This window comes from Nocardioides flavescens (genome assembly GCF_009823805.1).
Taxonomy (GTDB): Bacteria; Actinomycetota; Actinomycetes; order Propionibacteriales; family Nocardioidaceae; genus Nocardioides; species Nocardioides flavescens.
Genome location: NZ_WUEK01000014.1, coordinates 1 through 26,645, shown reverse-complemented (window position 1 = coordinate 26,645; position 26,645 = coordinate 1). Strand labels below are relative to the sequence as shown.

Here is a 26,645-nt window from a genome sequence, read left to right as displayed (position 1 = left end):
CGTCGGCGTTGACCCGGCGTGGACATCCTCGACTCGGTGGTCGTCGGTGCCGGTCAGGCCGGGCTGTCGGCGTCGTACCACCTGGTGCGACGGGGCGTCGAGCACGTGGTGCTCGACGCCGACGAGGCACCGGGCGGGGCCTGGCAGCACCGGTGGGACTCGCTGTCGATGGACGACGTGCACGGCATCGCCGAGCTTCCCGACGCCACCCGCCCGACCGACCACGGGCGGGCCAACACGGTCGTGCCGGCGTACTTCGGTGACTACGAGGCCGCGCACGGGCTGCCCGTGCTCCGTCCGGTCCGCGTCGACGAGGTCCGCGACGCCGGGGACGGGCTGCTCGAGGTCGTCAGCGGCGCGAGGTCGTGGACGACGCGCACGCTGGTCAACGCCACCGGCACCTGGACCCAGCCGTTCGTGCCGCACTACCCCGGTGTCGAGACCTTCGCCGGGACCCAGCTGCACACCCACGACTACGGCGGCCCCGCAGCGTTCGCCGGACGACGGGTGGTCGTGGTCGGTGGCGGCGCCTCGGCCGTGCAGCTGCTGGGCGAGATCGCACCGGTCGCCGCGGACACGCTCTGGGTGACCCGCCGCCCGCCGGTGTGGCGCACCGACGAGTTCACCCCCGAGGTCGGCCGCGCGGCGGTGGCCCTCGTCGAGGACCGGGTGCGCCGCGGGCTTCCGCCGGCGAGCGTCGTGAGCGTCACCGGTCTCGCGCTGCGCGAGCAGGAGCGCGAGGCCGAGCGGCTGGGGGCCTACACGCGCCGGCCGATGTTCGTCGCCGTCGAGCCGGACGGTGTGCGGATGCCCGACGGCAGCCTGTGGCGCTCCGACGTCATCCTGTGGGCCACCGGCTTCCGGCCCGCGGTCGCCCACCTGGCGCCGCTGCACCTGCGTTCACCGCACGGCGGCATCCAGCTCGACGGGACGACGGCCGTCGCGGACCCGCGCGTCCAGCTCGTCGGCTACGGCCCGAGCGCCAGCACCATCGGCGCCAACCGCGCCGGCCGCGTGGCCGCACGCTCTGTCGCGCGGACCCTCGCGGGTCAGCTGAGCAGCGTCTCCAGCGCCTGACGGTCCGGCAGCTCGGGCTCCACCGTCCGCCCGGTGCGGACGTAGTGGAACGCCGCGCGCACCCGCTCGAGCGGCACGCCGCGCAGCTCGGCCCAGGCCACGCGGTAGAGCGCGAGCTGCAGCGGGTCGGCGTCGGCGGAGCGGCTGGTCTTCCAGTCGACCAGCAGGAAGCCCGGACCGTCCGCGGTGGGCTCGTCGTAGACGGCGTCGATGCGACCGCGCACCACCTGCCCGGCCAGCACCAGCGCGAACGGCGCCTCGACGGCGAGCGGCACGCGGTCGGCGAAGGGGCCGGCCTCGAAGGCCGAGACCACGGCGTCGAGGTCGGCGTCGTCGTCGATGCCGTGGTCGGAGCGGCCCGGCAGGTCGTCGGGGTCGAGCAGCGGCTGCTGGTCGAAGCGAGCCTCCACCCAGGCGTGGAACAGCGTGCCGAAGCGGGCGGCCCGGCTCGGCGGCCGCGGCATCGGCCGGGCGAGCTCGCGGGCGAAGGCGTCGGGGTCCTCGCGCAGGCGCACCAGCGCCGTCGCCGAGAGGCTCGAGGGAAGGACCACCTCGACGTGGGGGCTGCGGTCGGCGCGCGCCTCGGTCAGCAGCCGCTCGACCTCGTCGTCCCACTCGGCCGCCCGCGCCGCCTCGATGACGTCGAGCTCCGAATCCTCCGCACCGGGGTCGACGGAGCCGACCAGCTCGGCCGCGGCCAGGCGCCGCGCCGCCTCCTCGCCGTACGGCGTGGGCCAGGGGCGCGACGGGTCCTCGTCGTCGTAGGGGTTGGGGGTGCCCTTGACCGGCTTGTCGAGCCACGCCGGCGCTGGCTCGCCCCACTCGGCGAGCAGGTCGCGCACGACCTGCTGGTAGGGCGAGGGACCGTAGGGCGTGGTGCGCGGCGTCCAGCAGTACGACGTCACGCTGAGCGCGTGGGCGGCGCGGGTGAAGGCGACGTAGCCCAGCCGCAGCTCCTCGAGGGCGTCGTGGTCGCGGGTCGCGGCGCGGTAGGCGTCGAGGGCGGCCTTGTCGTAGCCGTCGAGCTGCGGCAGGTCGACGGCGTCTCCGCGCAGGGGCGCGGGCAGCGTCGCGGGTGAGGTGGTCCACAGCGTGCGCGAGCGGTTGGACGGGAAGCGGGTCTCGCAGACGCCGACGAGGAAGACCGTGGCCCACTCGAGCCCCTTGGACCGGTGGACCGTCAGCAGCTTGACCGAGTCGGCCGCGGTCGGGGTCGCGATGTCGAGGCCGTTGCCCTGGTCGTCCTCGGCGGTGAGGTAGGCCAGCAGCGCGGCCAGCGACACGTCGCCGTCGACCGCCTGGAAGTCGGCGACCGCCTTGACGAACAGGTCGAGGTTGTCACGGCGGGCGGCCGCCGCCGGGCTGACCGCCGACGCCAGCTCGACGTCGACCCCGGTCGTGTCGATGATGCGGCGCACCACGTCGAGCAGCGGCTCGCCGACGTGGCTGCGCAGCATCCGCAGCTCACCGGCGAGCAACGCGAAGCGCTCGCGCGCCTCGGGTGAGTAGGCGTGGTCGGGGCCCTCGCCGGGGTCGACGAGCGCGTCGTCGAGGCAGGTGATCTCGGCAGGATCGACCCCGTCGGCGATCTGCACCAGGTGGGCGTCGAGGTCGGCGGGCTCCGCACTCCTCCCCCGCGCTCCGGCGAGCTCCTCAGCCCTCCGGCTGAGCAGTCGCAGGTCGCGCGGTCCGACGGACCAGCGAGGGCCGGCGAGCAGCGACAGCAGCGCGGCGTTGGCGGTGACGTCGTGCATGAGGTGGAGCACGGCGACGATCTCGGCGACCTCGGGCAGCCGCAGCAGACCGGAGAGACCGACGATCTCGACCGGCACCCCGGCGTGGGTGAGGGCGTCGAAGACCTCCGCTGCGTGGGCGTTGTCGCGGACGAGCACCCCGATGTCGGACCACGCGTCGCCGGCCTCGTGGGAGGTGTGCACCCCCCGGACCAGGGCGGCGAGCTCCTCGCGGTGCGTCTCGAACACCGTGGTCGTGACCCGGCCCGGGGCAGCACCTGGCGCGGCCTGCAGCTCGGCGACCGAGGCGTGCTCCTCGTAGAGCGGGCGGGCCAGGCGGTTGGCGACCTCGAGAATGCGCCGGTCGGAGCGCCGGTTGACCGTGAGGGGGTACGTCGGCACGCCGGCCCGTCCGCCGTCGGCGTCGCGTGCCGGGAAGGTGTCGGCGAAGTTGAGGATGTTGGAGACAGAGGCGCCTCGCCAGCCGTAGATCGCCTGGTTGGGGTCGCCGACCGCCGTGACGGCGTGGCCGCCGCCGAAGAGGCGCGAGAGCATCACGGCCTGGGCGACCGAGGTGTCCTGGTACTCGTCGAGCAGCACGACCGCGAACTTGTCGCGCTCGAGCGCGCCGACCTCGGGCTCCTCGCGGGCCAGCCGCGCGCCGAGCTCGATCTGGTCGGAGAAGTCCATGAGCCCCAGGTCGGCCTTGAGCCGGCGGTAGGCCGCGACCAGCCCGAGCAGCTCGCCACGCCGGTCGACGGCGCTCAGCGCCTTGTCGATCTCGCCGAGGTAGGTCTTGCGGGCCTTGCCGGCCGCCTCCTCCTCCCGCGCCGCGACGAACCCGGCGCGGGCGCGGGCGTCGAAGGCGCGCACGTCGTCGGGGGTGACGAGGTGCTCGCTCATCGCCGAGTCGAGGGCCAGGAGGTTCTGGATGACCGTCTCGGGGTGGTCGCTCAGCAGCGCGACGACACCGTCGTAGCGGTCGACGACCCGGGCGCCGAGCTGGTAGCGGGCGGCGTCGGTGATGACGCGCGTGTCGGGCTCGTGGCCGATCCGCAGGCCGTGGTCGGTGAGCAGGCCGGCGGCGTAGGCGTTGTAGGTCAGCACCGTCGGCTCGAGGACGTCGTCGGTGTCGTTCCCGTCGACACCGTCCTCGCCGGGCCGGACCGGCACCGCGTCGAGCGCGCCGGCGTCGAGCAGGGCCGTGCGGATGCGCGAGCGCAGCTCGCTGGCGGCCTTGGTGGTGAAGGTGAGGCCGAGCACCTGGTCGGGGCGCACCTGCCCGGTCAGCACCAAGTGGACCACCCGGGCCGCCATCAGCGTGGTCTTGCCGGACCCGGCCCCGGCGATGACGACCGCCGGCGTCAGCGGTGCGGAGATCGCGGCCCACTGCTGGTCGCTGGCCTCCCACCCCACCTTCATCGCGGCGGCGAGGTCGCGCGGGGTCTCGATGCGCACCCCGTCTCCGACGGCGGCCACTGAGTCGATCACCGGGTCCATCACTGGGCCACCACCGGCCCGGCGCTCCTGATCGGGCACAGCGGGACGAAGGCGCAGTCGCGGCAGTGCTCGCCCGCGATGGCGGGGAACTCCTCGGCCCGCAGCTTCGACGCGGCCCAGGACAGCCGGGCGCGCAGCTCGTCGCGGGCGGAGCCGTCCTCGTCCTGCACGGACTGGGCCTGCACGTCGGCGGTCGGCCCGCCGTCGGTGAGCCCGAGCTGCACGAGCTCGGCGCCGCCGGCCACGGCCGGCCGCTGGGGCAGCGTCTCGAGGTCGTCCACCGCACCGTGGTCCACGGCGAGCTGGTAGAGCCCGAGCTGGACGTGGCGCTGCACGGCCGGTCCGCTCGGCTTGGTGCGCCCGGTCTTGAGGTCGACCACGACCACCCGGCCGTCGGCGTCGAGCTCGAGGCGGTCGGCGTAGCCCGTCAGTCGCACCTGCTCGCCCGGTCCGCCCTCGGTGCCGGGCAGGTCGATGAGCGCCTTGAACGGCTGCTCGATGCCGAGCAGCGTGCGCGGGTTGTCGTGGTGCCAGCGCAGGAACCGGGTGAGGGCGGCCTGGACCCGCTCGAGCTCGCGCGCCTTGGCCCACGGCGTGCGGAACTCCATGCGGTCCCAGACCGCCTCGACGTGCGCCATCAGGGTCGGGACGTCGTCGATGCCGGCGGCCAGCTCGCCGGCGGCCACGCGCTGGGCCAGCGCGTGGACGATGAGGCCCATGTTGGCCGACTGGTGCTGTCGCACCACGCCCCCGGCCTCGCGGCTGAGGAACCAGCGGGTCGGGCAGACGCTGAAGGCGTCGAGCAGGCTCGGTGAGATCGGGACGGGTCGGTCGGGCTCGCGCACCGGGACCGCCGAGCGCGAGGCGGCACGGGTGCCCCACCAGGTGGCGGGGTCGGCGATCGACACCCCCTCGGCGGCCAGCCGGGCGAGCCGGCGCGCAGCCGCGTGCCGCAGCCCAGGGCTGCCGGCCGGGTCGGCGACGGTGCGGCGCAGCTCGCTCACCAGGCCGCCCATCGACAGGGTGCGCGCGGGGCGCCCGGTCACCGCCTCGACGGTGACCCCGAGCTCGTCGAGGAAGCGGGAGGGCTGCTCGCCCTCGTCCTCGGGTGAGCGGACGGCGGTCACGACCAGCCGCTCGCGGGCGCGGGTGCAGGCGACGTAGAAGAGCCGGCGCTCCTCCATCAGCGCCGCTCGCGCGGTGGTCGGCGGGACCAGCCCGTCGGGACCGATCCGGTCGGCGCCGAGGATGGTCGAGCGGCGGCGCAGGTCGGGCCAGCCGTCCTGCTGCACGTGGGCCACGACCACCAGGCGCCACTCCAGGCCCTTGCTGCGGTGGGCGGTCAGCAGCCGCACGGCCGCGCCGCGGGCGCCGCGCTCGGCGAGCGTGTCGGCCGGGATCTGCTGGGCGACCAGGGTGGCGAGGAACTCGCGCACGCCCACGTGGTCGCGGGTCTCCTCGGCCCGGGCGGCCGCCTCGAAGAGCGCGCAGATCGAGTCGAGGTCGCGGTGGGCGCGACGCGCCGTGCCGCCCCCGCGCTCGACCGAGCGCCGCAGCCGGGTCGGCCAGGCCGTCCCGGACCACAGTGACCAGAGCAGCTCCTCGGCGCTCGCTCCCTCCTCCAGCTGGGCCCGGGTGCGGGCGACGAGCTCGCCCACCGCACGGGCGCGGGCGACCTCCGGTGCGTCGCGACCGTCGTGCCCGTCGAGCAGCCCGTCGAGCAGCCCCGGGTCGAGCACCGCCCGGCGCACCAGCTCGCGCGAGGGCACGGGCAGTCGCCCCTCGGCGGCCGCCGCCTCCTTCTCGCGGACCCGGAGCCGCCGCGCGAGGCGGCGCACGTCGCCCGCGTCGAGGCCCCCGAGCGGACCGGTCAGCAGCGACTCGGCCCGCGACGCGTCGACGTGGTCGACGTGGTCGGGGTCGTCGTTGTCGAGGTTGAGCACGATCCGCAGGGCGTCGACGAGCGGCAGCGCGGCCGGGTCGCGCACGAGCGGCACCTCGTCGCTGGCCACCTCGACGGGCACCCCGGCGGCACCCAGGGCGCGGCGCAGGGGCGGGATCGAGGCGCGTCCGGAGCGGACCAGCACGGCCATCTCGTCCCAGGCGACGCCGTCCTCGAGGTGCGCACGGCGCAGCAGGTCGGCGAGGTGCTCGGCCTCACCGCGGTCGCTGTCGAAGGTGCGCACGGTGACCCGGCCCTCGCCGTGCGGGCCGGGCACGGCCCGAGGGCTGAGGAACGCCGCACGCGCGTCGTCGTCGATGCTGCCGGGCAGACCGATGCGGCCGGCGACCCGCTGGGCGGCGGTGAGGATGCGGGCGCCGAAGCGCCGGGTCGTGGCCAGCGCCACGACCTCCGCGGGGCGTCCGGAGACCTGGGGGAACTCGGTCGGGAAGTCGAGGATGCCGCGCACCTCGGCGCCGCGGAAGGCGTAGATCGACTGGTGCGGGTCGCCGACGGCGACCAGGTTGCGACCGTCGCCGGCCAGGGCCCGCAGCAGTGCGACCTGACCGGGGTCGGTGTCCTGGTACTCGTCGACGAAGACGTGCTGGTAGGTCGCGCGCAGCTCGTCGCGGTGGTCCCAGGCCTCGATCGTGGCGCGGCGGATGAGGTCGGAGTAGTCGACGGCGCCGCGGCTGTCGAGGACGGTGAGGTACTGCTCGAGGAAGGCCCCGGCGGCCACGAACTCCGGGAGGTCGTGCTCGCGCCCGAGCCGGGCCAGGTCGTCACCGTCGAGGCCCTTCTCGCGGGCCCGCGAGAGGACCCCGTGCACCTCGCGGGCGAAGCCGCGGGTGCCGAGCGCGCGGCGCAGGCCGTCGGGCCAGCGCACGGACTCGGGGTGGTCGGTCAGCAGCTCGCGGAGCACGACGTCCTGCTCGGGCGCCGAGAGCAGCCGCAGCGGGCCGACGTAGAGCTCGGCGGGCGCGTAGCGCCGGATCAGGCCGTAGGCGAAGGAGTGGAACGTCGAGCCCAGGCCCGCGCTCATGGTGCGGCCGACCCGGGCGGCGACCCGGTCGCGCAGCTGCTCGGCGGCCTTGCGGGAGAAGGTGAGAGCGAGGACGGAGTCGGGGTGGGCGCCGTCGTCGATGCGGCGCACGATCGCCTCGACCAGCGTCGTGGTCTTGCCGGTGCCGGGGCCGGCGAGCACGAGCAGCGGCCCCGCTGCGTGGTCGACGACGCGCTGCTGCTGCTCGTCGAGGCGCGGCGGCGGGGCCCCGGCCTCGGGTCGCACCAGCACGTACTCGGTCACGGCTCCACCCTGCACCCCGCCACCGACAGTGGACTGCTGGGGTCAGGCGTCGACGGGTCGCTCGTTGTAGACGCCCGCCTCGACCTGCCCGGTCAGCCGCTGGACCGCGGCCATCACCTCGTCGGTGACCTCGCGGCGGGCGCGGCCGGACGGCACGCCCTCGAAGCGACCGGCGACGTGGATCGGCTCGCCGAAGCGCACGGTGATGGGCACGAGGTGCGGCACGCTGGAGCCGACCGGCTGCACGCGCTCGGTGCCCGTGAGCCCGACGGGCACGATCGGCACCCCCGCGGTGAGGGCGAGGTGCGCGACGCCGGTGCGGCCGCGGTAGAGCCGCCCGTCGCGCGAGCGGGTGCCCTCGGGGTAGATGCCGAACGCCTCCCCGCGCCCCAGCACCTCCAGGGCGACGTCGAGGCTCTTGATCGCGGCCCGGGTGTCGTCACGGTCGACCGGCAGCATGCCGAGCCCCTCGAACCACGCACGGGACGCGGCGCCCTTGAGCCCGGTGCCGGTGAAGTAGTCGGACTTGGCGAGGAAGACGACCTGGCGCGGCGCGACCACGGGGATGACCACCGAGTCGACGAAGCTGAGGTGGTTGCTGGCGAGGATGACCCCACCGTGGCGGGGCACGTGCTCGAGGCCGTGGACCGTGGGCCTCCAGACCGCGCGCAGGACCGGCGGGACCAGTCGGTGCATCACGTCGTAGAGCACGGGCCGAGTCTCGCGGCTACCTGCAGGTACGGCGAATCCGTCTCACTCCCGCGTCTCGGGGTCCCAGAACGCCGCCGGCATGTCGACCGCCCCGGTGGAGCGCAGCGGGGTGCCCTCGTCGAGGTAGTGCGGGCGCGCGTTCTCCTCGTGGCTCGGCGGCAGGGAGCCGTCGGCCCGCACGACCCGCCACCACGGCACCGGCGCGCCGTGTCGGGCCAGGACGTTGCCGACCCGGCGCGGTCCGCTGCCGACGACGCCCGCGATCGCGCCGTACGACGTCACGCGGCCCGGTGGGACCTGCTCGACGACGGTGAGCACGGACTCGACGTACCGCTCGCGCGCGTCCTCGGCAGACAGGTCGGGGCCGGTCACCATGCGTGGCACGGTACCGGCCCCGACGGGGTCGTCTCGGTGGAGAGGCAGGTCAGAGGATCGGGTCGAACGGCTCGGTGCCGTTGACCAGCTCGAGCCCGTCGATGCCCGAGTGGGCCTGGGCGAACGCGAGCTCGCGACCGAGGTCGCCGATGTTGTTGGACAGCGGCAGCGGGGCGAGACCCAGCGTCGAGAGGGTGCCGACGGCCTTGCCGTCCTGCGACACGAACGCCGAGCCCGAGTCACCCGGGACGCCCGGGGTCACGGTGTAGAGCGGGTGCGTCCAGCCGCCGGTGGCGGCGTCGTCGCCGAGGCTGGTGCCGGTCTTGGGCGAGAGGGCGGTGATGCCGCCGCGCAGGCTGGAGTTGCCGTACGACCAGACCCGGTCGCCGGCCGCGGTGCCGTCGGTGTCGATGCCGGTCGGGCCGCCCCAGAACGGGATCGACGGGTTGACCTTGCCGGTGTCGGCGGCGTCGACCTCTACCAGGGCGAAGTCGTTGTAGGCGCAGGTGTTGGCGTCGGTGGTGCCGAGGCGGTCCATGGTCAGCCAGGAGGAGTAGACGAGCGTCCCGGCGCCGACCTGGGTGCCCTCGCTGAGGAGGCTGCCGCCCTCGTTGAAGGTGACCCGCGTGCCGAGCGGCAGGGAGTCGGCTAGGCAGCCATCGGTGTCGGTGGCCTCACCGAGGCCCGCGCAGTGGGCCGCGTAGCCCACGTAGACGTTGCTCGCGGCGTCGGTGAAGACGAAGTTGCCCGTGCACTGCGCACCGTCGGTGTACATCTGCGTGCCCGGGGTGATGGTGGCGCTCGCGGCCGGTGCCCACTGCGGTGCGGCGGAGGCCGGCGCGGCGTTGACGGCGGCGGCGCCGAGTGCGACGACGGAGAGGCTGGCGGCCGCGGCGGCCGTGCGACGAAGACGTGTGCTCATCGGGTTCCTTCGGTCGGTCGGGTGCCCGGTCCCGAGACCGGGCGTGACACGACCTCAACGACGCTCACCCGTTCGGGTCACGCCTCATGGCCCGGTCGGGCCATCCGACCCTGGGGTCGCCTCAGGCCTGCTGCCGCTCCCACAGCGCCCGGTGGAGGCTGCGCACGTCGTCCTCGAGCTCGGGCGCGGGGCCGTCGACGGGGAGTCCGGGCGCGACGTCCTGGATCGCCAGGGGCCGGACCGGAGCCGGCCCGGCGCCCCACTGCGCGTGCCAGGCAGTCAGCTGGGCGGCCGAGGCGGCGTAGACGATGCGCCCCAGCCCCATCCAGGCGTGCGCGGCCGAGCACATCGGGCAGTGCTCGCCGGAGGTGTAGACCGTCGCGACGGCCCGTTCCGCCGGCGCCAGCCGGAGGGACCAGCGGGCCAGCTCGATCTCGGGGTGGCGGGTCTGGTCGCCGTCGCCGACCCGGTTGCGGTCCTCGGCGAGCACCTCGCCGCCGGCCGAGACGAGCACCGAGCCGAACGGCTCGTCGCCCGCCTCCAGCGCCTCCCGCGCCAGGTCGACGGCGCGGCGCAGGTGGACGAGGTCGGCGTCGGTGGTGCTCACGTCCCGACGCTAGCCAGCCGCGCCGCCCCGCGTGTCAGCGCGGCCGGTAGCGCAGGAACACCACGCCGTTGCCGAACGCTCGGTGCTCGACGAGCGCGAGTCTGAGCCGGACGTCCACCGGCCAGAACTGCGCACCGCCGGCACCGGCGTCGGGCGTCAGGAAGAGGTGGTACTCGTCGACGAGCCCGGCGCGGACCGCCTCGGCGGCCAGCGTGGGGCCGTTGACGGTGAGGTCGTGGTCGGCCTCGGCCTTGAGCCGCTCGACCGCCACGGGATCGAAGCTGCGCTCGAGGCTCGTGCGCTCGCTCACGACGTCCTCGAGTGTGGTCGAGAAGACGAGCTTGCGGGCCGACTGCCAGCCGCGGGCGAAGTCGACCATCGCCTGCGGCGCGTCCGGCAGCGCATGGGCGGTCTCCCAGAACGCCATCGTCTCGTAGGTGCGCCGGCCGTACAGGTAGGTGCCGACCCCGCGGTAGTGCTCGTCGATGAAGGCGTGCAGCTCCTCGTCGGCGTTGCCGTCGCCGTCCCCGGGCTCGCCCTCGCCCACGACAGCGACCCGCCCGTCCAGCGCCGTGAGCATCGAGTAGATCAGCTGTCCCACGCGCTCACTCCCGCCAGAACAGGTGGTGCACCATCTCGTGCGGACCGGGCACGACGTCGTGCCGGAAGCGGTCCTCCAGCTCGTCGGGCGACTCCCACAGCCGCGAGCCCGCCCCCAGCTCGAGGGGCGCGACGGCGACGTGGAGGGTGTCGACGAGCCCCGCGTCGAGGAACTGCCGCAGCGTCTGCGCGCCGCCCCCGATCCGCACGTCCTTGCCGTCGGCCGCGGCGAGCGCCTGCTCGAGCACCTCCGCGGGTTCGCCGGAGACGAAGTGGAACGTCGTGTCCGAGAGCGTGAACGACGGCCGCGGGTGGTGCGTCATCACGAACACCGGCGTGCGGAACGGCGGCTCGTCACCCCACCAACCCTGCCACTCCTCGTCGGTCCACGGCCCGCGCTGCGGCCCGAACTTGTTGCGACCCATGATCTCGGCGCCCACGTTGCGGTGGAACTCGCGCACCAGGAGGTCGGCGAAGCCGCGGCTGCCGCCCGGCTCGTCCCGCCCGGGGAAGCTCTCCGCCTCGAACGCCCACGACATGAGCTGCCTCGGGTCGGCGTGACCGAACGGCCGCTCGAGGCTCTGTCCCTCGCCCGCGGCGTACCCGTCGCGCGACACCGCGATGTTGTGGGCCCTGACCTGCTGTGCCACTGCTGCTCCTCCTCGATCGTGTCCTGCTCCGACCAGCGCTGCCGTACGGAATCATCGCGTTGTGCGCGAGCGATCGGCGGCAGTCATCGAGCGAGACGGCCGGCTGCTCATGGTGCGCCACCGGAGCCGCGGGCCGACGGGCCGCCACGACGGCGACACCTACCTCACGCTGCCTGGCGGTGGTGTCGAGGACGGAGAGTCGCCGGAGGCCGCCGCTGTCCGCGAAGTCGCTGAGGAGGTGGGACTCCGGGTGACTGCGGCGACCCGTTTGGCCTGGATCGAGCACGGCGCCGGAGCGACAACCGTGTTCCGGGTCGAGGTGGATCCGGGCGATCCCGTGCTCGGCACTGACCCCGAGCTCGCCTGCGACTGCCCTCGCCTCGTCGGGTTGACCTGGGTGGACGCGCCCGCGGCCGCGGTGTGGGACGGCCCCCACGCGAGGGCATGGCTCAAGTTGTCCGACGAGGGAGACCGACACTGAGACGTCCGTGGTTCCAGACAGGACTTCGTCCTTCCTCAACCACCGGGCGCTGGGCTCCCAGCGTCGCCCTGCGAGGTCTCGACGACGCTCGCCAGGGCTCGCTGCTCGACCAGCGGGATCGCCGCCACCGCTGGTCGAGGAAGTCGCGCTGGCGACTGTCTCGAAACCAGTCGGCCAGCACCACCGCGACAGCGTTCCCGGCGAGTGGTTTCGAGACAGGACTCCGTCCTTCCTCAACCACCGGGCGCTCGGCTCCCAGCGTCGCCCTGCGAGGTCTCGACGACGCTCGCCAGGGCTCGCTGCTCGACCAGCGGTGGGCGGCGCCACCTCCGTCAGCGATGGGGAGGAGGGGCCCGGTGGCCGGTAGATTCGAGCGGTGCACGACACCCGCCCACGCCGTACCTTCGCCGTCATCAGCCACCCTGACGCCGGGAAGTCGACGCTGACGGAGGCGCTGGCGCTGCACGCGCGGGCGATCAACGAGGCGGGCGCGGTGCACGGCAAGGGCGACCGCAAGGCCACGGTCTCGGACTGGATGGCGATGGAGAAGGCGCGAGGCATCTCCATCACCTCGGCCGCGCTGCAGTTCGTCTACCGCGACCACGTGATCAACCTCGTCGACACCCCCGGTCACAGCGACTTCTCCGAGGACACCTACCGCGTGCTGTCGGCGGTCGACTCGGCCGTGATGCTGGTCGACGCGGGCAAGGGGCTCGAGCCCCAGACGCTGAAGCTGTTCCGGGTCTGCGCGCTGCGCGGCATCCCGGTCATCACGGTCATCAACAAGTGGGACCGGCCCGGGCTCGCGGCGCTCGAGCTGATGGACCTGATCCAGGAGAAGATCAACCTGCGCCCCACTCCCCTGACCTGGCCGGTGGGCGAGGCGGGCGACTTCCGGGGGGTGCTGGACCGGCGCACGGGCGAGTTCGTGAAGTACACCCGCACCGCCGGCGGCGCGACCCGCGCGCCCGAGACCCGGATGGCGGCGAGCGAGGTCGGCGAGGACGACGCCCAGGTGTGGGCGGCGGCGGTCGAGGAGCACGAGCTGCTCGAGCTCGACGAGGCCGACCACGACCAGGGGCGGTTCCTGGCCGGGGAGACGACGCCGGTCATGTTCGCCTCCGCCCTGCAGAACTTCGGCGTCGCGCAGCTGCTCGACCTCCTGCTCGACCTGGCCCCCGCCCCGGCGGCCACCGAGGGCGTCGACGGCACGGTGCGCAGCCCGGACGACGAGTTCAGCGCGTTCGTCTTCAAGGTGCAGTCGGGCATGAACGCCGCGCACCGCGACCGTCTCGCCTACGCGCGCGTCGTCTCCGGCACCTTCGAGCGCGGGATGGTCGTGACCCACGCGGGCACCGGGCGGCCGTTCGCGACGAAGTTCGCCCAGGCCGTCTTCGGCCGCGAGACCACCTCGGTCGAGAACGCCGAGCCGGGCGACATCATCGGCCTCGTCAACGCCAACGCCCTGCGCGTCGGCGACACGGTGTACGTCGGCGACCCGGTGGAGTACCCGCCCGTGCCGACGTTCGCCCCAGAGCACTTCGTCACCGCGAGCGCCGGCGACATCGGGCGCTACAAGCAGTTCCGCCGCGGCATCGAGCAGCTCGACCAGGAGGGCGTGGTGCAGGTGCTCCGCTCCGACCTGCGCGGCGACCAGAACCCCGTCCTCGCCGCCGTCGGACCCATGCAGTTCGAGGTCGTCGAGGACCGGATGACCCATGAGTTCAACTCGCCGATCCGCTTCCACCGCCTCGACTACCAGCTCGCGCGGCGCACCGACGCGGCCGGCGCGGTCGCCCTGTCGGGCATCCGCGGCGTCGAGGTGCTGCAGCGCAGCGACGGCACCCACCTCGCGCTCTTCGTCGACCAGTGGCGCGCCAAGGTCGTCGCCCGCGACCACCCCGACGTCATGCTCGAGGCGCTGCCGGCCGGCGGCGACGTGGTCGCAGCGAAGTGATGACGGGAGTGAGGGTCAGGTGACGGCGACCCTCGTCGCCAAGGACCTTGCCGGCGGCCACGCCCACCGCACGCTCTTCGAGGCCCTCGACGTCACCGTCGCCCCGGGCGACGTGGTCGGCGTGGTGGGCGCCAACGGCGCCGGCAAGACCACGCTGCTGCGGATCCTCGCCGGCGACCTCGAGCCGCTCGGCGGCACCGTGACCACGGCCCCGGGCGACGCCTTCGTCGGCTGGCTGCCGCAGGAGCACGAGCGGGTGCCCGGCGAGACGGTCGCGGCGTACGTCGCCCGGCGCACGGGCGCCACGGCCGCGACGACGGCGATGGAGGAGGCCGCGGCCGCGCTCGAGGCCGAGGTGAAGGGCGCCGACGACGCCTACGCCGCCGCCCTCGACCACTGGCTCGCCACCGGCGCACCCGACCTCGACGAGCGGCTGCCCGCGACACTGGCCGACCTCGGCCTCGACGTGGGCCCGGACGCGCTGATGACCTCGCTGTCCGGCGGCCAGGCCGCGCGCGCGGCGCTGGCGGCGCTGCTGCTGAGCCGCTTCGACGTCGTCCTGCTCGACGAGCCGACCAACGATCTCGACCTGGCCGGGCTGGAGCGGCTCGAGACGTTCGTGCGCGGGCTGCGCGCGGGCGTCGTGCTGGTCTCGCACGACCGCGAGTTCCTGGCACGCGTGGTGACGCGCATCGTCGAGCTCGACCTCGCCCAGCACCAGGTCGCGGTCTACGACGGCGGCTACGACGCCTACCTCGAGGAGCGCGCGGTGGCCCGCCGGCACGCGCGTGAGGCCTACGAGGAGTTCGCCGAGAAGAAGGCCGACCTCGTCGCCCGGGCGCGCACCCAGCGCGAGTGGAGCTCGCAGGGCGTGCGCAACGCGATGCGCAAGTCGCCCGACAACGACAAGATCCGGCGCAAGGCAAAGGCCGAGTCCTCGGAGAAGCAGGCGCAGAAGGTGCGCCAGATGGAGTCGCGGATCGCCCGCCTCGAGGAGGTCGAGGAGCCGCGCAAGGAGTGGACGCTGCAGTTCACCATCGGCAGCGCGCCGCGCTCCAGCTCGGTGGTGGCGACCCTCGACGAGGTGACGGCCACCCTGGGCGAGTTCACCTTCGGTCCGGCGTCGCTGCAGCTCAGCGCGCGCGAGCGGGTCGGCCTGACCGGGCCGAACGGCGCCGGCAAGACCACGCTGCTGCGCCTGCTGCTCGGGCGCCTCGAGCCCACGACCGGACGGGCCAGCCTCGGCGCCTCGGTCGCGGTCGGCGAGATCGACCAGGCCCGCACCGGCCTGGCCGAGGACCAGCCCCTCGGGGCGGCGTTCGAGGCGGTCATGCCGGACATGACCCCGGCCGACCTGCGCACGCTGCTGGCCAAGTTCGGGCTCAAGGCCGACCAGGTGACCAGCCTCGTCGGGCGCCTCTCCCCCGGCGAGCGCACCCGCGCCGCGATGGCGCTGCTCCAGGCCCGCGGGGTCAACCTGCTGGTGCTCGACGAGCCCACCAACCACCTCGACCTGCCGGCCATCGAGCAGCTCGAGGAGGCGCTGGAGTCCTACGACGGCGCGCTGCTGCTCGTCTCGCACGACCGGCGCCTGCTCGACAACGTCCGCCTCGACCAGCTCTGGCAGGTCGAGGAGGGGCGGGTCACCGTCGTAGTTTGAGGCCGTGGTCCCCACCCCCACCCTGCGCTCCGACCGGCTCCTGCTGCGCCCCTTCGAGGAGCGCGACCGCGAGGACCTCGTGAGGCTGCAGAGCGACGCCGAGGTGCTGCGCTACTGGGACTCGCCCCCGTGGACCGACCCGGCCCGCGCGACGGCGTTCCTCCAGCGCTGCCGCGAGCTCGAGGCCGAGGGCACCGGCGCCCGCGTGGTGGTGGAGCGGGTCGAGGACGGGGCGTTCGTGGGCTGGTGCTCGTTCGTGGGGTACGACGACACGCACCGCAGCGCCACCGTCGGCTACTGCCTGACGCAGGCCGCGTGGGGCCACGGCTACGCCACGGAGGCGACGCGGGCGCTGCTGGACTGGGCGTTCGGGGCCTTCGCGCGGCTGCACCGGGTGCAGGCCGAGATCGACACGCGCAACGCCCCCTCGGGCCGGGTGCTGGAGAAGCTCGGCTTCCGGCGCGAGGGGACGCTGCGGGAGGACTGCTGGGTCGCCGGCGAGGTCAGCGACACCCACGTCTACGGGTTGCTGAGGGGCGAGCTCTCCTCGGTCGAGCGCGAGTCGGAGAGCGTCAGCGCGCCGTAGCCTGCGACCAGCCCGACCACCACCGCCAGGAGGGCGAAGGTCACCCGCTCGCCGTGGAAGTACGTCGCGACGAGGTCGGGGCTCCAGACCCCGGCGGGCAGCCGGGTGGTGACGAGCGCGGCGATCAGCGTGCCGACCACGGCGGTGCCGACGCTGGTGCCGACCTCCTGGGCGGTGTCGTTGAGCGCCGTGCCGATCGAGGTGCGGTTGGCCGGGACGGCGTCGACGAGGGCGACGGCGCAGATCGTCATGACGGTGCGCAGGCCGACGGTCATCACGACCATCGAGACCGCGATGGCGGCGTACCCGTGCTCGACGCCCCAGGCCATCCCGGCCAGCGAGGTGGCGAGCAGCCCGGCCCCGACGAGGCAGGCGAGGCGGTGGCCGAGGCGCTGGGCGAGCGTCTCGGAGACGGGCGTGGCCAGCAGCATCGTGGCGATCATCGGGAGGTTGGCGAGACCGGCCTTCACGGGGCTCCAGCCGTAGGCGTACTGGAAGTGCAGGATCAGCCCGAACATCACCGCGGCCATCGCGATCGAGGTGCCGATCTGCGCGATGGCGGCGCCGCGCACGGTGCCGTTGCGGAACAGGCCGAGGTCGAGCATCGGCTCGGCCGTGCGCCGCTCGTGGCTCACGAACAGCACCGCTCCGGCCAGGGCTCCGGCGATCGCGACGAGGGTGACCGGCGAGAGCCAACCGTGCTCGACACCGCTGGTGAGCGACCAGCAGGCGGTGCCGATGGTCAGCACGCTGAGCAGCGCGCCGGGCAGGTCGAGGGAGTCGTGGGTGAGGCCGGCCGGGTCGTCGGCGGCCACGCCGAGGCGGACGCCGAGCGCCGCGACCAGCGCGATGGGGGCGTTGACGACGAGCAGCCACTCCCAGCCGACGTGGGCGAGCGCCGTACCGCCCAGCAGCGGGCCGAGGACGAAGCCGGACATGCCGACGACGATCATCACGGTCATGGCGCGCATCCGCAGCGCCTTGTCGTCGAAGAGCCGGAAGACCAGCGAGTTGGTGATCGGCGCCATCGCGGCGGCGGCGACGCCCAGAGCGGCGCGCAGGCCGATCAGCTCGCCCGCGGTGTGGACGGCCAGGGCGCCGAGGCTGACGGTGCCGAAGACCGCGAGGCCGACGAGCAGGACGCGGCGGCGGCCGAACCGGTCGGCGACCGCTCCAGCGGTGAGGAGCAGGCCGCCGAAGGTGAGGGAGTAGGCGCCCGTCACCCACTGCAGCGCGGTGGTGCTCGCGCCGAGGTCTCGGCCGATGGTGGGCAGGGCGATCGAGAGCAGCGTGTTGTCGACCATCTCGACGAAGAAGGCCAGGCAGAGCGCGGCCATGGGGATCCAGGCCGCCCGCAGCGAGGGGTAGGTGCGGGCCGGCGGTGGTGCGGTGGTGGTGAGCGTGGTCATGGCGTGACCTCCTGTCGTACGGCGCCCGGGTCACGGGCGGTGATGACAGGGACGCTAGGCAGCGCCGCCTTCAGCGTGCCTTCAGCGTGCCTTCACCGCGGTTTCACCGTGGTCTCACCGGCCCTCGCGGCCCACCAGAGCACCGGCAGCAGCACCAGTGCGAGGAGTCCCCCGCCCAGCGACAGGGCCGCGAAGCTGCTGGCCGCCACGACGACGCCCGACAGCACGCCACCGCCCGCTCCGGCGAGCGCGACGAGGACGTCGATGCTGCCCTGCACCCGCGGGCGGGTGACCGGGTCGGTGGCGTCGACGACGAGGGCGGTGCCGGAGATCAGGCCGAGGTTCCACCCGAGGCCGAGCAGCACGAGCGCCACGACGGTGAGCGTCAGCGAGTCGCCGGGCACCACGGCCGCCGTCAGTCCCGCCGCCAGCAGCACCACCGCCGCGGCCACGGCGACCGCCGTGCGCCCGACCCGGTCGACGAGCGAGCCGGTGACCAGCGACGGGAGGTACATCGCCGCGATGTGCAGGCTGATCACCAGTCCCACCGCGCCGAGCTCGTGGTGGTGGTGACGCATGTGCACCGGCGTCATCGTCATGATCGCGACCATCGTGACCTGCGTCAGCACCATGATCGTCGCGCCGACCCAGGCCCCGGTGCCGACCGGGCCCCCGCCCGCCACCGGCGCGGCCCCCGCGCCCTCCCGTGCGTCCAGCTCGCGCGCCAGCAGCAGCGGGTCGGGGCGCAGCAGCGCCCACAGCACGGCGCCGGCGCTCGAGTAGGCCACCGCGCCCAGCAGGAACGGCCCCGAGAGCGCGGGCAGCCCCAGCGAGGTCGCGAGCCCGCCCAGCGGGTCGACCAGGTTGGGCCCCGCCACCGCGCCGACCGTCGTCGACACGAGCGCGACGCTCACCGCGCGCCCGCGCGTGGCCGGGGTCGCGAGGTCGGCGCCGGCGTACCTCGCCTGCAGGTTGGTCGCCGTGCCCGCGCCGTACACCAGGAAGGAGGCGAACAGCAGCGGCACGCTGTCCACCGCCGCCGCCACGACGACCCCGACGGCGCCGAGCCCACCGGCCGCGAACCCCGCCGCCAGCCCCGTCCGGCGCCCCGCGCGCTGGCTGACCCGGCCCACGACGTACGCCGTCACGGCGGAGCCGAGCGTGAACAGTGCCGTCGGCAGTCCGGCGAGCCCCTCCGAGCCCAGCATCTGCTGGGCCAGCAGCGCCCCCACCGTCACCCCCGCCGCGAGGCCGGCCCCGCCCAGCACCTGGGCCGCCACCACCACGCGCAGTGTGCGGCGCTGCGCTGCCGCGCGTTCCTGCTCGATCACCCGCGGATCATCGCGCACGCCCGGTGGTCGACGAAGGACGGAGTCGTGTCTCGAAACCACTCATGGGTCGACGAGCGTCTCCATGTCGAGGTAGCGCAGATTCGCCTCGTCACCGTTGGCGCCGAGCGACCAGACCATGGTCGGACGGCACGCGCCTGGGAGGTGGACGACGGCCTCGCCACCGACGTGGAAGTGACCGTGGACGAGCAAGCGCGGTGCGACTCCAGTCACCGCCCTGGTGATGCGATCGATCCCGGTCTGCGCGTAGGCGAGTGTCGAGTCGGGCCGACCCCACGGATTGCCCGTGATGATCTCGCCGACCGGCGCCGTGCAGTACGGCGGTCCGGGGCTGTCGTGGGTCAGCATCACGTCCGCCGAACCTCCTGCGACGGTCGCGTCGACGTGGCGCTCCTCGACCACCTCGCTCGGCCACCAGTCGACGCCCTCGGTCAGTTGCGTGACGTTGACCGAAGGGGCACCCCCGAGCGCGACGAACGAGCGCGCGCCGAGCTCCCACCGGTGACCGCGGGGGAGCATCAGGACCCGCTCGCGAAGCCTCAACGGTGCCAGCGAGCCGTCCGGCAGCTGCCACTCGGGCAGTGACCACAGTTCGTCGAGACGCGCCCAGTGCTCGTGGTTGCCACCGATCGACCACATCTCCAGCCCATGGTCGGCGCACGCGGAGTCGATCGCGTCGAGGTAGCCGTCGGGGTCCGGCCCCATGCCGAAGCGCAGGTCACCGAGCTGCAGGACCATCCGGACGTCACCGCGCTCACCGATGACCCGCAGCCGGTCCACCGCCCAGTCGCGGTCACCCTCGAGGTCACCGAGCAGAGCGACGATCACCCGGTCATCATCCCCTCGTGGTTTCGAGACGGCGCTGGCGCGCCTCCTCAACCAGCGGGGGTGGCGACCGCCACCGGGAGGTACGGCGCGACGTTGCGCCAGGCACGCTCTACGTACGACGCCTTCTCCCCCACCGGCGCGACGTAGTGCAGGGCGTCCTCGGCGGCCTCCCGGCCGACGAGGCGGGCGAGGACCCAGGCGGCGAGGTAGGCCGAGGAGAGGCAGCCGCCGGCGGTGGCGAGGTCGCCGCGGGCGAAGAACGGCTGGTCGAGCACCTCGACGCCGGCGGCGACGACCCACGGCTTGGTGGTGAGGTCGGTGCAGGCGGGCACGTCGTCGAGGAGGCCGAGCCGGGCCAGCACGAGCGCGCCGGAGCACTGGGCGCCGACGAGCTGCCGGCCCGGCTCCAGGCCGCTCAGCACGCCCATGACCGCGGGGTCCTCGACGAGCTCGCGGGTGGCGATGCCGCTGCCCACGAGCACCGCGTCGGCGGTGACCGCCTCCTGCAGCGTCGACATCTGCTCGACGACGACGCCGTTCATGGAGGTGACCCGCGGTGCCGGGGTCGCCAGGGTGACGCGCCAGCCGGGCGCGCGGTAGCGGTTGAGGACGCCCAGGGCGATGAGGGAGTCGAGCTCGTTGAAGCCTTCGGCGGTGATGATCGCGATGTGCACGTCCCGACCGTAGGACCGACGGGTCATGACAGTCGAAGAATTGTCCTGCCTACACTCCCACCGTGGCCACGCCCCGCTCGCGCCTCCTGGTCGAGGAGTACGCCGACGCGATCCGCTCCGGTCGCCTGACCAGCGGCAGCCGCCTGCCGACCCACCGGGCGCTGGCCGCGCGGGAGGGCATCGCGGTGGTCACCGCGACCCGGGTCTACGCCGAGCTGGAGGCGCTCGGCCTGGTCTCGCGCGAGCAGGGTCGGGGGACGTTCGTGCGCGACGCGGCGGTGCCGCCCGGGCACGGGGTCGACCAGGTCGACGTGGCGGCGGGCACCGTCGACCTGACCTTCAACCACCCGGCGCTGCCAGGGCAGGCCGACCTGCTGCGCCAGGCGCTGCGCGAGCTGTCGACGGCGGGCGACCTCGACGCGCTGCTGCGCTACCAGCCGCACGAGGGCCGACCCGCCGAGCGGGCCACGGTCGCCCGCCACCTCCTGCGCCACGGCGTCGACGTCGCCCCGGACCGGGTCGTGCTCACCAGCGGCGCCCAGCACGGGCTGGCCGTCACCGTCATGGCGACGCTGCGCCCCGGCGACGTGGTCGCGGTCGACGCACTGACCTACCCCGGCTTCAAGGTGCTGGCGCCGGCCTTCGGCCTCGACCTCGCTCCCCTGCCGGTGACCCCGGACGGCCCGGACCTCGACGAGCTCGACCGGCTCTGCGCCACCCGTCCCGTGCGGGCCGTCTACGCGATGCCGACCGTGCACAACCCGCTCGGTTGGGTCGTCGGCGAGGCGCACCGCCGCCGCCTCGTCGCCGCCGCGCGGCGCCACGACCTGCTGCTCGTGGAGGACGCGTCGTACGCCTATCTCGGCGGGAGCGGCGCGACCCCGCTCGCCGCGCTGGCCCCCGAGCGCACGGTCCACGTGACGGCACTGTCCAAGAACGTCGCGACGGGGCTGCGCGTCGGCTTCCTGGCCGCGCCGGGTGACCTGGTGCCCGCGCTCGCCCGGGCCGTGCGCGCCACCACCTGGAACACCCCGGCCCTGCTCACCGCCCTGGCCTGCCGCTGGATCGAGGACGGCACCGTCGCCCGGCTCGAGGAGGAGAAGCGCGCCGACGCCCGCACCCGTCAGGCCCTCGCCCGGGCCGCGCTCGACGACCTCGGTGCGGTCGCCCACCCGACGTCGTACGTCACCTGGCTGCCCCTGCCACCCGACGGCCGGGCCGACCGGGTCGCCGGCGCCCTCGGCCGCGCCGGGGTCTCGGTGAGCACCGCGGAGCCGTTCGCCACGACGAGCGCGGTGCCGCAGGCGATCCGCCTCGCCCTCGGCTCGGTCGACCTCGAGACGCTGCGCGACAGCCTGGCCGTCGTGCGCCGCGCCGTGCTGGACGACGCGGCCAGCTAGGGCGCGATGGTGAGGTCCACCGCGAGGTCGAAGGTGGCGAGGTCGAAGGTGTTCTTGGCGAGGTAGACCGGCCGGTCGCCGTCGGCGAGGACGACCGTGAGCGAGGCCGGGATGCCGTGCAGCGGCAGCTCCATCCACGAGAGCCGCTCGGTGTTGCGGGAGACCGGCGCGAGCCGCCAGACCTGCGGAGTGAGCCGGGCGCGCACGTCGGCGCCGAGCGTCTCGAGCAGGCTGGGGCGCTCGGACACGACGTGGACGCTGGCGTCGAGGTCGTCGAGGAGCTCCGCGGGGGCGGCACTGGTCAGCAGGAGCTCGAGGCTCGCCGCGAGCAGCACGCCCTCGCGCTCGAAGACCGTCTCCCACACCAGGCACGGCTCGTCGGCCCCGAGCAGGTCACGGGTCCAGGCGCTCGGTCGCTCCACCTCGGCCAGCAGCCGGCGGGCGGGGTGCACCTCGGGGCCGAGCATCCGGTGGAAGCTGGCGGCGAAGCCGACCGGTGCCGTACGCCGCGGCGCGACCCGCCAGCGTCGCCCGCGGTCGCGCACGAGGCGACCGTCCTCCTCCAGGAGCAGCAGCGCCTCGGCGACCGCGACCCGGTCGGCGTAGAGGTCCGCGGCGAGCGTGACCTCGCCCGGGACGAGGTCGCCCGGGCGCAGGCCGGTGCGGGCGATGAGCTCGGAGATCTTGTCGTAGGCCTCGACGTACGCCGGCACCCCGGCGCGGAACGTCTGCTCCTCGCTCACGCGGTCACCCCCCTGCTGGACACTCGTGCACCAGGACCGTAGCGGACGCTCTCAGCCGAGCCGCTCGTAGCGCGCCAGACGCCGTTCGAGCCGGTCGGCGGGGTCGGTGCGGACCAGATGGGCGATCTCGTAGCGCAGCACGTGGGCGAGGCGCGCGCAGAACTCCTCGGGCGCCGTGGCGGGGTCCACGGGCTCGGAGACGATCCGGTCGACGATGCCCGCGGCCAGCAGCTCACGGGCCGAGACGCCCTGCGCCTGGGCGACCTCCGGGGCCCGCGACGGGTCGCGGTGCAGGATCGCGGCGGCACCCTCGGGCGGCAGCGGCGAGAGCCAGGAGTGCTCGGCGCACACGACCGTGTCGGCGGGCAGCAGCGCGAGGGCGCCGCCGCCGGTGCCCTCCCCCATCATCAGGCAGACCGTGGGCGCCTCGAGCATGACGAGGTCGGAGAGGCAGCGCGCGATCTCCGCGGCCAGTCCACCCTCCTCGGCGTCGCGGCTCAGCTCGGCGCCGGCGGTGTCGATGACGCTGACGAGCGGCAGCCCGAGCTCTTGGGCCAGCCGCATCCCGCGCCGGGCCTCACGCAGGCCGGCGGGGCCGAGCGAGGACCCCTCACGGTTGTGACGGCGGTCGTGGCCGAGCACCAGGCACGACGTCGAGCCGAACCGCGCCAGGCAGAGCAGCAGGTGGTCGTCGATCTCACCCTCGGCGGTGCCGCTCAGCGGGATGACGACGTCGGCGGTGTGGCGCAGCAGCTCACGCAGGCCGGGCCGGTCGGGGCGCCGCGAGCGGGTGATGGACTCCCAGGCCGGCACCTCCTCGAGCTCGTCGCGGGGCAGCTCGAGCAGCTCGGGCGGCTCCTCGCGCGCCGACATGAGCACGTCGAGCACGAGCGTGGCGACCGAGGCGAGGTCGTCGACGCCGATGACGGCGTCGATGAGGCCTTTGCTGTGGAGGTTCTCCGAGACCTGCACGCCCTCGGGGAACGGCGCGTCGTAGAGCGCCTCGTAGACCCGCGGCCCGAGGAACCCGACGAGCGCGCCCGGCTCGGCGGCGGTGAAGTGGCCGAGCGAGCCCCACGAGGCGAAGACCCCGCCGGTCGTGGGGTGGCGCAGGTAGACGACGTAGGGCAGGCCGGCGCGCTTGTGGGCCGTGACCGCGGCGGCGACCTTGACCATGCCGAGGAACGCCGGCGTGCCCTCCTGCATCCGGGTGCCGCCGGAGGTGGGGGCGGCGAAGAGCGGGAGACCCTCGCGCGTCGCCCGGCGTACGGCGGCCACGAGGCGCAGCGACGCGGCGTGGCCGATCGAGCCCGCGAGGAAGCGGAACTCGCTGGCGATCACCGCCACCGGACGACCGGAGATCGTGCCCTGGCCGGTGATCACCGACTCGTCGGTGCCGGCCTTGTCCCGCGCAGCGTCGAGCTCGGCGGCGTAGCGGCTGCCGGGAGCGGCGGAGGCGGGCTCCTGCGCCTCGGCGTCCCAGGAGACCCACGACCCGGGGTCGAGGACCCGGTCGAGGAGCTCCCGGGCGCCGAGGCGCTCGCTCACGGAGCGGGGTAGCCCGTGGGCTGGTCGCCGAGGTCGACGATCGCGGCGACCGGGCCGCCGCCGTCGGGACCCTGGTGGGCGGCCGAGACCGACACGAAGCAGGCCGGGTCGCCGGTGACCGAGGCGGTCACGCCGCCGACGGCCGACTTGATCTGGCGGTGCCAGTGCACGTCCGAGTCGTCGAGCATCGCGTTGCGACGACCGCGGACGTGACCGTCCTGGGAGGCCTCGCACTTGAGGAAGACGTTGACCAGGCGGCCCTGCAGGTCGGAGCTGTGCGGGCGCTCGGGCAGCTCGAGACCGGCGCTGCGGATGGCCTCCCAGATGCCGTCGGCGTCGAGCGCGTCGTTCATCACGGAGTGGCCGATGCGGTAGCGACCGCCGACACCGGTGGCGTTGCCGACCACGACGACCTGCGCGCGGTCGAGCTCGACGCCCGAGGAGCAGGAGGCGACCGAGGAGAAGAGCGTGCGGTCCTTGAGGACCTGCTCGTCGGAGGGCATCTCGATCTCGCCGAGTGCGACGGCGATGCCGAGGGCGGTGCCGCCGTTGGAGACGTCCATCGAGTAGAGCGTGTCCTCGGTGAAGACGTCCTTGCCGCGCGACTTGGCGTCCTCGATGGTCGAGAGGGTCAGCAGCGGGGTCTTGGTCTGCACGTAGTGCACGTCGGAGGCGTCGGTGATGCCGGCCCGCTCCATGGCGACCTTCACGGCGTCGGCGACCTTGGTGACCATGCCGGAGCGGCCGATGTCCTCGGGCTGCAGCACCTCGGACATCGCGAAACCGACGGTGAGGCGCGGCTCGTCGCTCGGCTCGGCGTCGGTGGTCGCGAAGATGGTGGCGTGGGGGCTGATGACGCCGTCGGTGCCGCCGGACCAGACGATCGGCACCTCCTTGACCTGGGCCTCGGGGGCGCCCTTGGCGATCAGGACCTCGCGGAACGCGCGGTCGGCGAGGATGCGGGTGTAGTCGTTGACGCCGCCGTTGCCCTCGGTCTTGCCGATGATCGCGATGACGCGGTCGGCCTGCAGGACGCCGTCGTCGATGAGCTTCTCGAGCCCGCTGGCGTCGGTGACGGAGAGGATCGGGACCTTGCGTACTTCGATGGCGCTGGGCATGGGTTCTTCTTTCGTCGGGTCCGACCATCCTGCCGACGTACGTCGCGGGGAGGTACGTCGCAACTGTGGCGGGCTGGGCGGCGGGGTTTGTCAGGTTGTGCCAATCCTCAGCGGGTCAGTCCTCGTCGAGCCACGCGCGGATGGCTGCGTCGTGCTGGCCCAGGGTGGGCGGGGCGACGTGGGTGCTGCGCCCGCCGCTGAAGGGGTTGTCGTCGAAGCGCAGCGGTGAGCCCGGGATGTCGATCTCGCCGAGGGTGGGGTGGTCGACCTGCAGGAGGAGTCCCTGCGAGCGCACCTGGTCCCAGGCGTAGACGTCGTCCATCGAGCGCACCTTGCCCGAGGGGACGCCCGCGTCGGAGAGCAGCGCCAACCAGTGCTCGGCCGGCTGGTCGGCGAAGAGCGCCTCGAGGCGGGTGACCAGCAGGTCGCGGTGGGCGACGCGCTCGGGGTTGGTGGCGAGGCCCTCCTCGGCGGCGTCCCAGCCGAGCGCCCCGCACAGTGCGCGCCAGAGCCCCTCGGAGCCGCAGGCGATCTGGATCGGCGCGGTCTGCGTGGCGAACATGCCGTACGGCGCGATCGAGGGGTGGTGGTCGCCCGCCAGCCCCGGCACCTCGCCGGCCACGGTCCACTTCGTGCCCTGGAAGGCGTGCACGCCGACCATGCCGGCCAGCAGGCTGGTGCGCACGACCCGGCCGGCCCCGGTGCGCTCGCGCTCGTGGAGGGCGGCGAGCACGCCGTAGGCGCCGTTCATGCCGGCGATGAGGTCGGCGATCGGCACGCCCACCTTGGTGGGCTGGGTGGTGCCGGTGATCGACATCAGCCCGCCCTCGCCCTGCGCGATCTGGTCGTAGCCGGCGCGCTTCGCCTCGGGCCCGTCGTGGCCGAAGCCGGTGATCGACAGCACGACCAGACGCGGGTTGAGCTCGTGGAGCCGCTCGACGCTGAACCCGAGCCGGTCGAGCACCCCGACGCGGTAGTTCTCCATCAGCACGTCGGCCCGCTCCACCAGGCGCGCCAGCACGTCGCGGTCGGCCTCGGCCTTGAGGTCGAGGACCAGCGACTCCTTGTTGCGGTTGGCCGAGAGGAAGTACGTCGACTGGCGGTCGTCCTCCGGGCCCACGAACGGCGGCCCCCACGAGCGGGTGTCGTCACCGGTCGGCGGCTCCACCTTGATGACCCGCGCGCCCATGTCGCCGAGCATCATCGCGGCGTGCGGGCCGGCGAGGGCCCGGGTCAGGTCGAGGACCAGCAGGTCGGACAGGGGGCCGGAGGCTTCAGTCACCCCGTGAGGCTACTGACGGCCCGCGCCGGGTCCTATGGCGCAGGTTGCCAAGGTGCGCTCACACGGCTGGTTGAGGAGGCGCGCTAGCGCCGTCTCGAGACCACTGCACCTCCGAGACGTGGTTTCGAGACTGTGAGTCTCTGGTCATCGCCCCGGTGGGGGTGATCGGATCGGGGCTGGTGGCCGC

The 26,645-nt window shown here is 74.1% G+C and carries 22 protein-coding genes; 6 read left to right on the top strand and 16 right to left on the bottom strand.

Going from position 1 to position 26,645, the window contains the following annotated elements; all coding sequences use genetic code 11:
• Window positions 1-18 precede the first annotated feature (18 nt).
• A complete protein-coding gene (locus tag GRQ65_RS19025; RefSeq protein WP_160879587.1) occupies window positions 19-1,077 on the top strand; it encodes an FAD-dependent oxidoreductase in 1,059 nt (352 codons plus the stop codon).
• Here the strand turns inward: GRQ65_RS19025 and GRQ65_RS19020 are convergent.
• The 8 genes from GRQ65_RS19020 to GRQ65_RS18985 all read right to left on the bottom strand — a co-directional run bounded on the left by GRQ65_RS19020 (window position 1,050) and on the right by GRQ65_RS18985 (window position 11,423).
• On the bottom strand, window positions 1,050-4,301 hold the full coding sequence (locus tag GRQ65_RS19020; protein WP_337191879.1) for an ATP-dependent helicase: 3,252 nt from the start codon (window positions 4,299-4,301) through the stop codon (window positions 1,050-1,052). The genes GRQ65_RS19025 and GRQ65_RS19020 overlap by 28 nt on opposite strands.
• Window positions 4,302-4,309: 8 nt before the next feature.
• On the bottom strand, window positions 4,310-7,558 hold the full coding sequence (locus tag GRQ65_RS23565) for an ATP-dependent helicase (RefSeq protein WP_337191878.1): 3,249 nt from the start codon (window positions 7,556-7,558) through the stop codon (window positions 4,310-4,312).
• Between the two features lie 42 nt (window positions 7,559-7,600).
• Window positions 7,601-8,269, bottom strand: coding sequence for a lysophospholipid acyltransferase family protein (locus GRQ65_RS19010; RefSeq protein WP_337191877.1), 669 nt, complete (start codon window positions 8,267-8,269; stop codon window positions 7,601-7,603).
• A 42-nt stretch (window positions 8,270-8,311) separates the two neighbouring features.
• Window positions 8,312-8,644, bottom strand: coding sequence for an MGMT family protein (locus GRQ65_RS19005; RefSeq protein WP_160879585.1), 333 nt, complete (start codon window positions 8,642-8,644; stop codon window positions 8,312-8,314).
• 49 nt (window positions 8,645-8,693) lie between these two features.
• The gene (locus GRQ65_RS19000) at window positions 8,694-9,566 is read right to left on the bottom strand and encodes a hypothetical protein (RefSeq protein WP_160879584.1); all 873 of its coding nucleotides are present in this window, start codon (window positions 9,564-9,566) and stop codon (window positions 8,694-8,696) included.
• A gap of 121 nt (window positions 9,567-9,687) precedes the next feature.
• Window positions 9,688-10,173 (bottom strand): deaminase, encoded by a 486-nt coding sequence (locus tag GRQ65_RS18995; protein ID WP_160879583.1) that lies wholly within the window; start codon window positions 10,171-10,173, stop codon window positions 9,688-9,690.
• Between the two features lie 34 nt (window positions 10,174-10,207).
• On the bottom strand, window positions 10,208-10,774 hold the full coding sequence (locus GRQ65_RS18990; RefSeq protein ID WP_160879582.1) for a dihydrofolate reductase family protein: 567 nt from the start codon (window positions 10,772-10,774) through the stop codon (window positions 10,208-10,210).
• Between the two features lie 4 nt (window positions 10,775-10,778).
• Complete coding sequence (locus GRQ65_RS18985) at window positions 10,779-11,423, bottom strand: dihydrofolate reductase family protein (protein WP_160879581.1); 645 nt, start codon at window positions 11,421-11,423, stop codon at window positions 10,779-10,781.
• A gap of 61 nt (window positions 11,424-11,484) precedes the next feature.
• Between GRQ65_RS18985 and GRQ65_RS18980 the strand changes: the two genes are divergently transcribed.
• The 4 genes from GRQ65_RS18980 (at window position 11,485) to GRQ65_RS18965 (ending at window position 16,107) form a co-directional block, all read left to right on the top strand.
• Window positions 11,485-11,904, top strand: coding sequence for an NUDIX domain-containing protein (locus tag GRQ65_RS18980; RefSeq protein ID WP_337191876.1), 420 nt, complete (start codon window positions 11,485-11,487; stop codon window positions 11,902-11,904).
• A gap of 376 nt (window positions 11,905-12,280) precedes the next feature.
• Window positions 12,281-13,861 carry a peptide chain release factor 3 gene (locus tag GRQ65_RS18975; protein ID WP_160879579.1) on the top strand — a complete coding sequence of 527 codons (1,581 nt, stop codon included), beginning with the start codon at window positions 12,281-12,283 and terminating at the stop codon, window positions 13,859-13,861.
• A 19-nt stretch (window positions 13,862-13,880) separates the two neighbouring features.
• A complete protein-coding gene (gene abc-f / locus GRQ65_RS24175) occupies window positions 13,881-15,521 on the top strand; it encodes a ribosomal protection-like ABC-F family protein (protein ID WP_160879578.1) in 1,641 nt (546 codons plus the stop codon).
• Between the two features lie 4 nt (window positions 15,522-15,525).
• Entirely contained in the window at window positions 15,526-16,107 is a 582-nt protein-coding gene (locus GRQ65_RS18965; protein ID WP_160879577.1) for a GNAT family N-acetyltransferase, read from the top strand.
• On the opposite strand, the gene GRQ65_RS18960 is transcribed toward GRQ65_RS18965, so the two are convergent.
• From GRQ65_RS18960 to GRQ65_RS18945, 4 genes are all read right to left on the bottom strand, one after another.
• Complete coding sequence (locus tag GRQ65_RS18960) at window positions 16,041-17,516, bottom strand: MFS transporter (protein ID WP_160879576.1); 1,476 nt, start codon at window positions 17,514-17,516, stop codon at window positions 16,041-16,043. The two genes, GRQ65_RS18965 and GRQ65_RS18960, sit on opposite strands and share 67 nt — an antisense overlap.
• Window positions 17,517-17,608: 92 nt before the next feature.
• Window positions 17,609-18,847, bottom strand: a complete 1,239-nt coding sequence (locus tag GRQ65_RS18955; RefSeq protein ID WP_337191874.1) for an MFS transporter — start codon at window positions 18,845-18,847, stop codon at window positions 17,609-17,611.
• Window positions 18,848-18,907: 60 nt separating this feature from the next.
• Window positions 18,908-19,693, bottom strand: coding sequence for a hypothetical protein (locus GRQ65_RS18950; protein WP_160879574.1), 786 nt, complete (start codon window positions 19,691-19,693; stop codon window positions 18,908-18,910).
• A gap of 47 nt (window positions 19,694-19,740) precedes the next feature.
• Window positions 19,741-20,367: a DJ-1/PfpI family protein gene (locus tag GRQ65_RS18945; RefSeq protein ID WP_160879573.1), complete on the bottom strand. Its 627-nt coding sequence runs from the start codon at window positions 20,365-20,367 to the stop codon at window positions 19,741-19,743.
• Window positions 20,368-20,429: 62 nt separating this feature from the next.
• Here GRQ65_RS18945 and GRQ65_RS18940 point away from each other — a divergent pair, with 62 nt between their 5' ends.
• Window positions 20,430-21,767, top strand: coding sequence for an aminotransferase class I/II-fold pyridoxal phosphate-dependent enzyme (locus tag GRQ65_RS18940; RefSeq protein WP_160879572.1), 1,338 nt, complete (start codon window positions 20,430-20,432; stop codon window positions 21,765-21,767).
• On the opposite strand, the gene GRQ65_RS18935 is transcribed toward GRQ65_RS18940, so the two are convergent.
• The 4 genes from GRQ65_RS18935 to GRQ65_RS18920 form a co-directional block, all read right to left on the bottom strand.
• Window positions 21,764-22,510, bottom strand: coding sequence for a GntR family transcriptional regulator (locus GRQ65_RS18935; protein WP_160879571.1), 747 nt, complete (start codon window positions 22,508-22,510; stop codon window positions 21,764-21,766). The genes GRQ65_RS18940 and GRQ65_RS18935 overlap by 4 nt on opposite strands.
• 51 nt (window positions 22,511-22,561) lie before the next feature.
• Window positions 22,562-24,058 carry a carboxyl transferase domain-containing protein gene (locus GRQ65_RS18930; protein WP_160879570.1) on the bottom strand — a complete coding sequence of 499 codons (1,497 nt, stop codon included), beginning with the start codon at window positions 24,056-24,058 and terminating at the stop codon, window positions 22,562-22,564.
• Window positions 24,055-25,176: a barbiturase gene (gene bar, locus GRQ65_RS18925; protein ID WP_160879569.1), complete on the bottom strand. Its 1,122-nt coding sequence runs from the start codon at window positions 25,174-25,176 to the stop codon at window positions 24,055-24,057. The genes GRQ65_RS18930 and bar overlap by 4 nt, the downstream gene beginning before the upstream one ends.
• Window positions 25,177-25,291: 115 nt before the next feature.
• Entirely contained in the window at window positions 25,292-26,458 is a 1,167-nt protein-coding gene (locus tag GRQ65_RS18920; protein WP_160879568.1) for a CoA transferase, read from the bottom strand.
• Between the last annotated feature and the right edge of the window lie 187 nt (window positions 26,459-26,645).

Coding starts and splice junctions, on each gene's coding strand:
- GRQ65_RS19005 (WP_160879585.1), bottom strand. CDS start 8,644: ATGGTGACCGGCCCCGACCTGTCTGCCGAGGACGCGCGCGAGCGGTAC.
- GRQ65_RS18960 (WP_160879576.1), bottom strand. CDS start 17,516: ATGACCACGCTCACCACCACCGCACCACCGCCGGCCCGCACCTACCCC.
- bar (WP_160879569.1), bottom strand. CDS start 25,176: ATGCCCAGCGCCATCGAAGTACGCAAGGTCCCGATCCTCTCCGTCACC.
- GRQ65_RS19000 (WP_160879584.1), bottom strand. CDS start 9,566: ATGAGCACACGTCTTCGTCGCACGGCCGCCGCGGCCGCCAGCCTCTCC.